This is a genomic window from Euzebyella saccharophila (assembly GCF_014855495.1).
GTDB lineage: Bacteria > Bacteroidota > Bacteroidia > Flavobacteriales > Flavobacteriaceae > Euzebyella > Euzebyella saccharophila.
In genome coordinates this window covers 204923-216798 of sequence record NZ_JACYFJ010000004.1, presented here as the reverse complement: position 1 = coordinate 216798, position 11876 = coordinate 204923, and the positions used below count along the sequence as shown (strand labels likewise).

At 36.8% G+C, this 11876-nt stretch carries 10 protein-coding genes; 4 read left to right on the top strand and 6 right to left on the bottom strand.

What is annotated here, in order from left to right; translation table 11 throughout:
- Positions 1-53: 53 nt before the first annotated feature.
- Positions 54-521, top strand: coding sequence for an Lrp/AsnC family transcriptional regulator (locus IL355_RS13460; protein WP_192462633.1), 468 nt, complete (start codon positions 54-56; stop codon positions 519-521).
- Between the two features lie 140 nt (positions 522-661).
- Complete coding sequence (locus IL355_RS13455; RefSeq protein ID WP_192462632.1) at positions 662-997, top strand: hypothetical protein; 336 nt, start codon at positions 662-664, stop codon at positions 995-997.
- Positions 998-1043: 46 nt separating this feature from the next.
- On the opposite strand, the gene IL355_RS13450 is transcribed toward IL355_RS13455, so the two are convergent.
- Positions 1044-1421, bottom strand: a complete 378-nt coding sequence (locus tag IL355_RS13450; RefSeq protein ID WP_192462631.1) for a DUF1456 family protein — start codon at positions 1419-1421, stop codon at positions 1044-1046.
- Between the two features lie 133 nt (positions 1422-1554).
- On the opposite strand from IL355_RS13450, the gene IL355_RS13445 reads away from it, so the two are divergent.
- Positions 1555-1956, top strand: coding sequence for a TerB family tellurite resistance protein (locus IL355_RS13445; RefSeq protein WP_192462630.1), 402 nt, complete (start codon positions 1555-1557; stop codon positions 1954-1956).
- Between the two features lie 169 nt (positions 1957-2125).
- Complete coding sequence (locus IL355_RS13440; protein ID WP_192462629.1) at positions 2126-2551, top strand: Hsp20/alpha crystallin family protein; 426 nt, start codon at positions 2126-2128, stop codon at positions 2549-2551.
- A 592-nt stretch (positions 2552-3143) separates the two neighbouring features.
- Here IL355_RS13440 and uvrB read toward each other — a convergent pair.
- The 5 genes from uvrB to IL355_RS13415 form a co-directional block, all read right to left on the bottom strand.
- Positions 3144-5135, bottom strand: a complete 1992-nt coding sequence (uvrB, locus tag IL355_RS13435; RefSeq protein ID WP_187459715.1) for an excinuclease ABC subunit UvrB — start codon at positions 5133-5135, stop codon at positions 3144-3146.
- Positions 5136-5193: 58 nt separating this feature from the next.
- The gene (locus IL355_RS13430; protein WP_192462628.1) at positions 5194-8421 is read right to left on the bottom strand and encodes a BspA family leucine-rich repeat surface protein; all 3228 of its coding nucleotides are present in this window, start codon (positions 8419-8421) and stop codon (positions 5194-5196) included.
- Positions 8422-8495: 74 nt separating this feature from the next.
- Positions 8496-9974, bottom strand: coding sequence for a T9SS type B sorting domain-containing protein (locus IL355_RS13425; RefSeq protein WP_192462627.1), 1479 nt, complete (start codon positions 9972-9974; stop codon positions 8496-8498).
- Between the two features lie 141 nt (positions 9975-10115).
- Entirely contained in the window at positions 10116-10949 is an 834-nt protein-coding gene (locus tag IL355_RS13420; RefSeq protein WP_192462821.1) for an ABC transporter permease, read from the bottom strand.
- On the bottom strand, positions 10949-11848 hold the full coding sequence (locus IL355_RS13415) for an ABC transporter ATP-binding protein (protein WP_192462626.1): 900 nt from the start codon (positions 11846-11848) through the stop codon (positions 10949-10951). Before IL355_RS13415 ends, IL355_RS13420 begins: the two co-directional genes overlap by 1 nt.
- Between the last annotated feature and the right edge of the window lie 28 nt (positions 11849-11876).

Here is an 11876-nt window from a genome sequence, read left to right as displayed (position 1 = left end):
GTTGGAAAGCAAAACGCTGATTTACTGCAACTAGATTAATAATTTATAGGAGTATGAAAGACAGGTTAGACGCTGTAGATCACAAGATATTATCAATTCTCTCAGAAGACGCCCAAATGAATTATACCGAGGTTGCTAAACGTGCAGGTATTTCTCCGGGTACGGTTCATATGCGTACTAGAAAAATGAAAAATTTGGGAGTTATCAAAGGGGCGACTTTGTCGTTGGATTATAGTATTCTAGGCTGGAAAATGACCGTTTTTTTGGGGGTACATTTAAGGGAGGCGTCTTTATATAAAAGTGTGATTAATCAATTGGCCCTGATTCCAGAGGTGGTCAAGATTCACCATAGCACAGGAAAATATGACATTTTTGTTAAAATTCATGCGCGAGACAGTATACATTACAGACAACTCTATCAAGAGTCTATACTTACCATAGAAGGGATAAGGGAGATAGAATCCTTCATTTCTTTGGAAGAAAATATGAATAGGCATATATCTTTTGAGGAAGAGGGGTAGTCGGTTATTTCTATAAAACCCAAATATTTAAGGCTTAAACCTTAAAATATTGTTAAAAACGCTCTTCTGAAGTAACATTTTCCCTTAGTGCTCGTCTTTTAGATATATCATCAATCATCAATCATTTAAAAAACGAAGTCATGAGAAAAATTAGTTTAGTTATTGCATCTGCATTGTTAATGAGTTTTGGAACTGTTCTTGCCAATGATTCTGAGCCTAAGGTAAAATCCAACACCTTATCCAAGCAAATCACCAACATCTTAAGTGAAAACTCTTTGTCCCAAGAGGTAATAGACATGAGTGCCCAAGTACGTTTTACCTTAAATAAGGAGCGTGAAATAGTGGTGTTGTCCGTAGATTCGGAAGATGCTGACTTGGAAGGTTTTGTAAAGGCAAAGTTGAACTACAAAAAAGTTCAATTGGAAGATTTTACAGAAGGTAAACTATATACGGTGTCCGTAAGGATTGCTAGATAATAATTATTTGAATTAGCTGAGAAAAATCCTGAAACGTTCATTGGTTTCAGGATTTTTTTTGCCCTTTTCTCTGGTTTGGCTTGTTTTTGTATTTTACTGAAGAAATATCCGGTTGATGCTTTTGAAAAGGTTTCTTGGTTGATTTAGGTTTGTTTTTGGGGGTGTCCGACTTCTTGGACAGGACATCACCCGGAAATTTTGGGGCCTCTTTGGAGCCCCTCAAATGTATGACCAGGCCATTAAGGAAATTGCGTAGCACCTGATCACCACACTCTCGGTAGTTAGGGTGGTCTTCCTTTCTAAAAAAAGCTCCTAATTCACTCTTACTCACATTAAAATCTACTAATTTCAGAATTTCAATTATATCATCATCGCGTAGCATAAGGGCTACCCTTAGCTTTTTAAATATGTCGTTGTTGGTCATCTTCTCAATTTTTGGGCAAGTTATCACTATTTGTAGAATACTAGCTCATTTCAGATTTTTAACATAGAGGGTATTGCTCAATTTAGTAATTTTATATAATAAGAATTTTACTACATTAAAATCTATACAATATATGGCTACCGAAAAGGAGAAGTTGAGCATTCTATCCGAAATGATTGAGTTTGCAAAGGTTGATGGGCAAATTAAGGAGCTAGAGTTCAATTTTTTGCTGGGAGTGGCCGAACAATTAGGCGTGGATAGGGAAAAATTCAATTCTTTATTTATTTCTGATGCGGAATATGTAGTACCAAAGTCCCAAGCAGAGCGTATTCTTCAGTTCCATAGATTGGTGCTGCTAATGAATGTAGATCAAGAAAAAAAGGATTTGGAAGTAACCAAGATCCATAATATTGGACTGGGAATGGGATTGCCTCCTATGGCTATACATAGAGTTTTGGCCGTAATGGACGATTACCCGGGCGGTGTAGTGCCCCCTAAGGTACTCATTGATATATTTAAAGTTCATTACAATTAGTATCTACTTTTATAGGATGGGAACGTTTGACATGAAAACAATGGGTGAGTATGTCAAAATGGCACTATTAAATTGTTGAAAAATGACATAAAGACAGTTTTTATTAGTTGGTATATGATTTGCCTTTTGTTGGTTGAATTTAAAGTCTAACAAAATAAAACGACATATTATGAGCATAGTAAAAAGAAACAATTTGGTATTCCCTTCCTTAATGAACGAGATTTTCAAACCCGATTGGTTTGGAGGTGTGGACCATATAAGTTTTGATGTTCCTGCTGTGAACATTAAGGATAATGAGAAGGAATTTGAGCTTCAATTGGCTGTTCCGGGAAGAAAGAAAGAAGATTTCAATATTGAAGTTGATAATGATGTATTGACTATTTCTTCTGATAGGCAGCATGAAGATGAGGTAAAAGAGGGTAATTATACCCGAAGAGAGTTTTCATTCTCATCCTTTAAAAGGTCTTTTACCTTACCGGAAACTATAGATTCCGATAAAATTAATGCGGAGTACGAGGACGGTATCTTGAAGTTTGTACTTCCTAAAAAAGAGGAGTCTTTACCTAAACCAAAAAGGTTGATTGAGTTAAAATAATCATGAGTTTTTGAGCCGTCCTTGCCGGTTAATGTAAGGAGTTTTTAAGTTTAGTTGGTTAGTTGGAAAACGCCCTGATTTCATGTTCAAATTTCGGGGCGTTTTTTTATGCTTTTTTCTATCTAAAATCAAGTCATTTTTTGAGCTAAAACGATGTCTAATTTTGATTATAATTCAGCTGAATTGTTCTTTAATCCACCGAGGTTATTTGAGGGTTAAAAGTATCTTCAATACTTCATATGGAATAGGGTTGATGAAGTGTATTATTGTGATAAATTCCTATAGAATTACAATAATGAAAATTGATTGCACCATCTTATTTGAACAATAATCGTCCTACATTTTACTTATTTTTTGTCAACATTTATGTCTACAGTTTTCTTAAAATATACTGTTGAGCAGACAAATTGTGAATTATAATTTCATACATTTAAATCTAAGCCAGGACAAATATCAAATAACTTTTTTGGAGGGAAAAACATGTTTTAGACTTGCCTAAAAATATTATTTAAATATTTTAAAATCAGAATTTAAGAGTTGGTTATTTTGTGTAAATATTGAGCTTTTTTGCTTGAGAGCTTATTTACCCATTTTAGGCCTCTTTTTCTTGTAAAACCTTTATTTCATCCCTTAATTTTGCAGCTTGCATAAAGTCTAATTCCTTTGCTGCCTTCTCCATCGCTTTCCGTTTTTCCCTGATCAATTTTTCAATTTGATCTTTGGTCAAATAATCCATATCCGGTTCTGCGGCGCGCATCTCTTCTTTTTCAAAATGATAGGTAGAAACCGAGTTTTTTGCCAGTACGCTATCAAGACTTTTATTTAAGGCTTTTGGGGTAATATTATGAGCTTCGTTATAGGCCATTTGTTTCTCCCTTCGGTAGGTAGTTTCATCTATTGTTTTTTGCATGCTTTCGGTCACCTTATCGGCATACATTATTGCCATTCCATTTAGGTGTCTTGCAGCTCTTCCAACGGTCTGTGTAAGCGATCGATTGTTACGTAAAAATCCTTCTTTGTCCGCATCCAAAATAGCGACCAAAGAAACCTCTGGAAGATCTAATCCTTCCCTCAATAAATTCACTCCGATCAACACATCAAAAATACCTTTACGAAGGTCTTGCATAATTTCTACCCGTTCCAAGGTATCAACATCACTATGAATATATCTGCACCTTACTTGTATTCTGGTCAGGTATTTTGCAAGTTCTTCAGCCATGCGTTTGGTCAATGTAGTGACCAAAGTTCGTTCGTCTTTCTCTACTCGGGTCTGTATTTCTTCTACCAAATCGTCTATTTGGTTTAAACTAGGGCGCACTTCAATGATGGGATCTAATAGACCGGTAGGTCTAATGATTTGCTCCACATATACACCTTGGCTCAGCTGTAGCTCATAATCGGCAGGTGTGGCCGAAACGTAAATAACTTGGTTCTGTAAGGCCTCGAATTCTTCGAATTTTAGCGGCCTGTTATCCATGGCAGCAGGCAATCTAAAACCGTAGTCCACTAAATTAACTTTTCTGCTTCTATCACCACCGTACATGGCATGGACTTGTGGCACGGTCACATGGCTTTCATCTATAACCATTAAATAATCATCAGGAAAATAATCCAAAAGACAAAAGGGTCTTGTACCAGGTTGTCTTCCATCTAAGTATCTGGAATAGTTTTCTATTCCTGAACAATAGCCCAGTTCACGAATCATTTCAAGGTCAAAATTGGTACGCTCTTCCAGTCTTTTTGCTTCCAAAGGTTTTCCTATTTCTTTAAAATAGTTGACCTGGGCCACTAAATCATCCTGAATTTGATGAATGGCGTTTTGTAGAACATCCTGTGAGGTAACGAACATATTGGCAGGGTAGATGTTGAGATTTTCATATACTTCCAAGACATTGTTGTTGAATGGGTCAAAAGCCTCGATTTCTTCTATTTCGTCCCCAAAAAAATGAATTCTAAAGGCGTGGTCCGCATAACTGGGGAACACATCCACAACATCACCTTTTACTCTAAAATTTCCGTTTCGAAAATCGGCTGTGGTCCTGGAATACAGACTTTGAACCAATTGATGCATGAACTTTGTTCTAGCGATTACTTGGTCTTTCTTAATTGAAATAACATTCTTTTGAAACTCTATTGGATTACCAATACCATAGAGACAGGATACAGAGGCTACCACCAAGACATCACGTCTACCGGAAAGTAGGGAGGAGGTAGCACTAAGCCGTAGTTTTTCAATATCCTCATTAATGGACAAGTCTTTTTCTATATATAAACCAGAGGTAGGAATAAAGGCTTCCGGTTGGTAATAGTCGTAATAGGAAACAAAGTATTCAACGGCATTATTGGGAAAAAACTGTTTGAATTCCGAGTATAATTGAGCTGCCAAGGTTTTATTGTGCGCCAAAACCAGCGTTGGTCTTTGCACTGATTCTACCACATTGGCCACAGTAAACGTTTTTCCTGATCCTGTAACACCAAGGAGTGTCTGGTAGGGTTCATTGGCTTCTATGCCTTGAGACAATTGCTTAATGGCACTGGGTTGGTCTCCAGTAGGTTCAAATTCTGATACGACTTTAAATTTCATTTCGTAAAATTACGAAAGAACGGGGTTAAAAGTAGATTGATTTAGTTTTTGGCTTCAATTATCTTAAAAGGGTAAAATGGCCTGTGTATACCTTACCTGTTTCATCATCAATAAATTGGTACCAATAATCGGCCTCGGGTAAGTATTTGGAGCTGTGAAATCCATCCCATCCTTCATTTATATTTCTAGTTTGATAGATAAGCCTACCAAACCGGTCAACAATGCTTAATTTGCCGGTTTTTCCACAAGAGTTTTGTAAAACCTTAAAAGAGTCATTTTTTGAGTCACCATTGGGAGTGATAAATGTAGAAAATGTTAAAGTGCAAAAATCTATTGGTGTCTTACATAAAGAGGGATTGATAGTAATGGTGAAAATACTTTCATCATAACAGTTCCCAGAACCTTTGTAAATATAGATTTCCTTTGAGGTATATATCCAATCATTGGCCTTTAACTCCATACCGGTGGCGTTAGGTCCTGTATAATATTTATTGCCAGTAGAAAGTTCAGGTAGTAAAAACTTGGTACAACTTACCTGCTGGGAAAGTACATCGGCTTTAAAATTATTGCAGGATGATTCAAATGCAAGCTCAAAACTAAGTTCTCCCGAACATACTGATTTTCCTTCTCCTTCAGAGTCATATATATAGAGTATGACAGGCGATTTTTCAAAATCTGAAAAAAGAACCTTAGCTCCTGCCTCAAAAACCTCACCGGTCCCCTTAGGTCCGGTATAGTATTTTTCATTACCGCTTAAATTGGTACCCGTTATGGTAGGTAATAAGTATCCTCCATCAACGGATTGTAATGCAATTTTATCAATTTCAATTTTTTTTGAACCAGAATCCGTAATGTTCCACCCGTATGAATTAATCAAGTTTTGTCTGGCATTTTCTCCAGCACAGTATTGGCTATATCCTGCATCAAATTTTACATTTTTCATCAGTTGATTTCCATTCCAACCAATTAACAGGGAATCATAGTTTTCTCTTGAAAGACCCGCCCGATTGAACATTAGAGTGGCATTAGTTAAGTTTTGTGGATTCCAGCTTCCTAAATTCTGATCAAAAGAACTAGCGGAATCGAACATACTGTCCATTGAGCGTACATTGCTTACATTCCATGAGCTTAAATCTTGATTGAATGACTCGGCTGCAAAAAACATGGCAAACATGGCTTTTACATTAGTAACGTTCCATTTATCCAATGGTTGATTAAAGTGGGTTGCCCAGCCAAAGGTTCCGCTCATATCAATAACATTGCTAACATCCCAATTTTCTAAGCTTTGGTTAAATTTGATAGCTCCGGAAAACATAGATTTAATGCTTGTAATATTTGAAAGGTTCCATCCATTGAAAGATTCGTTCCCTTCTAAGGAAATACAGTCCTTAAACATCGAGTTTAGAGATATCGTATTAGTGAAATCTGGTGAATCCTTCGCTATAACGTCTAAATTGGAACACCCTTCAAAAGCTCCTTCCATGGAACTCCATTTTATTGCGCCCCATTGGTCAATTGATAGTATTTTATCTTTATCTCCACTATTCACAAAGGGTATGCTGGGAAATTGTCCGGTTATTTTTATGGAGTAAGTACCGGGTTGTGCGTAGGTGTGAGTTATTGTGCCATTGACACCATAATCCATATTTCCATCTCCCCAATCTATTTTATAATCATAAGTGTAATTAATGTTGACCGGTATTTTTATTTGATTGTCATTAGAAGTTCCAGGATTGTCGGTTTTCCAAATGGAGATAAAAGCTTCATCGTCGGAGCAGTTTTGGGTTTTACCGGAGTCATTGATGGTCCAACCATACGTATCAATAATCATTTGACGTGCATTTTCGGACATACAATATTGACTGGTTCCGGCATCAAATGTAATTCCATTTTGAAGTAACGGAAGTTTGCTCCAACCAGTTAAAGTTTGATCATAGTTTTCTGTTGAAAGTCCCGAGTTACGGAACATACCATCCAATTGGCCTACATTACCTACGCTCCAGTTGCCCAAGGGCTGGTCAAATGATATTGCATTATCGAACATATAATCCATATAGATAACTTGATCAACTTGCCATGTTCCGATGGGTTGGTTAAATGATTTAGCAAAGGCGAACATATAATCCATGTAGGTGACATTGCTTACGTCCCAGGTTGAAATGTCTTGGTCGAAAGCCTCGGTAAAGGCGAACATAAAGTACATTTGCTCAACACTGGAAACATCCCAATTAACAAGATTCTGATTAAATTTACTAGCAGAACTGAACATGGATGCCATTATTTTTACATTACTAACATTCCAGTTGCCTATAGGCATATTGAATGATTCAGCACCATCGAACATTGAATGCATATTAGTGACATTTGAAACGTCCCAATTACTTATGTCTTGGTTAAATATTGTGGCTTGTGAGAACATGTTGGACATATTTTTTACATTTGAAACGTCCCATATTCCAATAGGTTGATTGAAGGAAGTAGCAGTAGAAAACATACCTCCCATGTCAATAACATTGGACACATTCCATTGACTTATATCTTGATTAAAAGCCCTCGCACTATAAAAGAGACCGCTCATATCAGTAACTTGAGAAACATCCCACTTGCTTATGTCTTGATTAAAGGATTCAGCAGAATTAAACATACCTGAAATGTCATAGACATTTGAGACATCCCAATTACTTATGTTTTTATTAAAAGATGTTGCACCAAAGAACATCCAACTGGTTTTTTTTACATTTGAAACGTCCCAGTTATTAAAAGCAGCTGTTCCAATTAAAGAAGAACAACTTTGAAACATACGTTCTAAGGATTGTACTGAATTTAGATTTGGGATATCGGTACTTTTTACATCTAAATTACGACATCCGGAAAAGGCCGAGTCCATGGAATGCCATTCAATATCACCCCATTGATCGATAGATTGAATTTTCTCTGTATCCTTTTGAGTGAAGATATCATTTATTAATTCCTTGAAGTATATTCTGGGAAAATCCCCCGTAATTCTGATTTGATAGCTACCCGGTACAGAATAGGTGTGAGTTACATCTCCAGTATGCCCATAGGTAACTGTACCATCTCCCCAATCTACTGTGTAGTTATAGTTCTCCCCAGGAAAAGTTGGGATAGTAATTTGATTATAGCTAGAGATTCCAGAGTTGTTTGTTTTCCAAGTGGAAATGAACGGTCTTTGTGGAGGCACTTGTCCGTAACTTATTCCATTTGTATTGATAAATAGTGAAAGAAAAAGACCCATCACTACAAATAGGTTGGGATAAAATTTCATATAGCTCTATCGTTTGAGAGCCAATTTAGAAGTAGGGATAAGAAGTATTGTAAAAACTCTACAATCTGTCAATATTATCGTTTCAAGGTAAAATGACCTTTTATTTCATCTCCATTTGAGGCAATAGCTCGGTACCAGTAATCGGATTCAGGTAAAGGCCTTCCTTGATACGTTCCGTCCCAACCCTTTATTTTTGGGTCTAACATAAATAATAGATTTCCATATCTGTTGAAAATACGAATAGAAACAATTACAATTTCACCTTCTCTATCAGGTGTTTTATATTGCCAATAATCATGGACTCCATCACCATTTGGAGTGAAAAATTTTGGAAAATCTTCCGTACTTAGTTGACGTTGAACGGAGGTTTCCGCAATACCACAGCCATTTTTATCACGAACAAAAATGCGTTGGAAGTCATTTGAAATGTTCTCGAATACTGGGCTGTCTTGATAAGGGCCGTCTTCACTGTTCAATGCATATTCATAAGTTCCGGCACCTTTGGTCTTCACCTCAATTCTGCGTTCTCCGTTTCTTCTTGACTCCTTAATGGTCTCTACGATAGGAATCTCTGAAGAAAAAACGTGAAAAATTTTTGAATTGCTACATTCAACCGTGGTTGTAGACTGCGTTATGTTATTGAATGCTTCATAACGGTACATACCAGGGCCCTCAATTTCTGCAAAGATTGATGTAGATATCACTCGCTCACTTCCATCTGCTTCAAGAGCATACCACCTATGCCCGTCAGCTTGGTCTTCACTTACTACGGTAGTAGAGTTGGTCCGTAAACAAAAACCGACCACGTCTGGAAAAGTAATTTCAGGACCTAGGTTTATAGAAGTTCCAGTGCGGTAATCAAAATAAGGTCCACAATTAATTACGGCAGATGTTGTTTGAAAGCTCTCTGTAGCACAGAATGCTGCCTCACCTATTTCATTATAGGGTGTAACCTTAACAAATATTTCCGTATCTGCAGGTAAACCATCTGGAGATTCATAACTAAGTTTATTGCCTACATCTACATTGTTGAGTATTTCATTCCCATCTTCAGAAGTACCAATAGAAAGAAAATATCCGGTAGCAGTTGGGGCATAATCCCAGACGAGTTCTACCTCTGCGGCAATATTCGCGCTATTGTCCAAAGGACTTGCCAATGCAGTACATTCAGGTACTTCGGTTACAGCAACGGTTCTAAAGCTTTCAATGTTGCAAGTGGTAAAATCTTGCCCTGCCTTAAAATAGCCAATGGTCACATAAATTTGGGTATCTGCAGGTAAACCTACTTCAGGGTTGTAAAAGTTTTGCTGCCCAGATGATCTACGATTCAATATTTCCCCTCCTCCAGGAGTAGTTCCTAAGGACACTACATAACCAATAATGTTTGGAATAGCCCTCCACCTAATTGGAGAATCTACATCAACATCAACAGAGCCATTGATTGGTGTACTAAGGGAAGAGCAGGTCTGGCCATTCAGATTGATTGAAACTAGTACCACAAATGCGAACAGCATTATTTTTAACTGATGATATCTAAGTTTCCTAATTTCCATTTAAAGCCGTCACTGAAACTTGAACTAAAAATTGTAACAATTAATATAGTCATCCTTAAGGTCAAGTTATGACAAGATACCATAAATTGTAAATGTAAGTAGATGACATCGATGAATTATAATAATTATCGATAGATGTATTTACAAATCCCTTTTTTTCAAAATGGCATAAGATGAGTAAATAAAAAAGGTATTCCAGAAAATTACCAATAGGATTTCATACCAATGAACCCCATAATCGAATTCAAAACGCTCCCCCATTTGGGCAGCTACAGATTGTACGGCTTTTAACCTTGAAAATGGTTCATTGATTAAATTGGCCATTGATTCCAAGGGAAGTAAATTTTTAATGGTTGAGGCCGTTTCCCATGAGACCAACTTCCAACCTAGAAACCCATATATCAATTGCTCAGTAATCATCCAAAGGATTAAAAAACCAAGCGCAAAGGCAGACCTTTTTACCAATATGCCTAGAAAAAGACAAAAAGAAAAGAATCCCAAAAGTTTTACAAAGAAGGCCAGTAGAAATTCTAAATCCGAAAAAATTATACTCAACTCATTAAAATCAGAATAAGCAAGTCCCAATATCATCGAGACAACAAACACAAAAATGGTTGAAAGAAGTGAAAAAGCCACTACAGTCAAAAACTTGGAAGCTATAAACTCCTTTTTGGAAAGACCGTCTATGAGGTTTTGTTTGATAGTCTTATTGCTGTATTCATTGGACATCATGGATACAATAACTATGGCAAGAAATAACTTGAAAAGGGCGGTAATAAAAGTATTAAAGTGCCAGATATAGGGAAAATTGAAAATTCCTTGTTCGGCCAAATGAAATTTAATAGGGCCGATATCAAATTTGATGGATGCAAAAAGCGCTATGGAAGTGAGCAAAATAAAATAGGCGAGAATAAGGACTTTACTGGACCTATTGTTCCAAAGTTTAATAAATTCAATTTGTAATAGCCTTGTCATCATTGGGCATTTTTAGTAAGTGTCAAAAACTGTTCTTCTAAACTTTCTTTTCTTTTTACTAAATGTGATAATACAATACCTTGATCGAAAAGGGATGAATTTAATTGCGTAGCACTCATTTCTTCTTTTAAGAAGGCGGTGATTATCTCATTATTGACTTTGATATCTCCAAAGCTTGCGTGTTTTTCCAGATACACCTGTAACTTTCCAAAGTCTGCAGTTTTTAGTTCAAAAAAACCGTGGCTTGCCAACATACCGTCAACCCTACCCGAATATAATTTCTCGCCTTTTCTTAGAATGATAACGTGCGAACATACCTTTTCCACTTCGTCCAGTAAATGAGATGCCAGAAGAATGGTAGTTCCTTTAGCAGCTATTTTCTTTATGATCTCTCTAATTTGATGTATTCCTTGGGGGTCTAAACCATTTGTGGGTTCGTCTAGAATAAGGATTTCGGGATCATTAAGTAGGGCAGAAGCAATTGCCAAACGTTGCTTCATACCTAAGGAAAAGGTTCTGAACTTACTGTTTTTACGTTCCAACAGTCCTACTAGCTTCAATTTTTCCTCAATTTTTTCATTTGAAACTTCCTTTATCTTGCAGACCAGTTTTAAATTTTGAACGGCGGTCATGTACGGATAAAAATTAGGACGCTCTATGATGGCCCCGACCTTCTTTAGTGCTTGGTGAGTAGAGGTGTTACCATCAAACCATTTGAAGTCACCCGATGTTTTATTAACAACGTTCAATACAATACCAAGGGTGGTACTTTTACCACTGCCATTTGGGCCAAGAATACCGTAGACATTACCTTTTTCTATGGTAAAGCTTACGTTTTTAACGGCAGTTAATGCTCCAAAATTTTTGGTAAGATCGTGAACGGAAAGGATGGTCGCCAATATAAACTTCTTTTAAGGTTCCATTTAC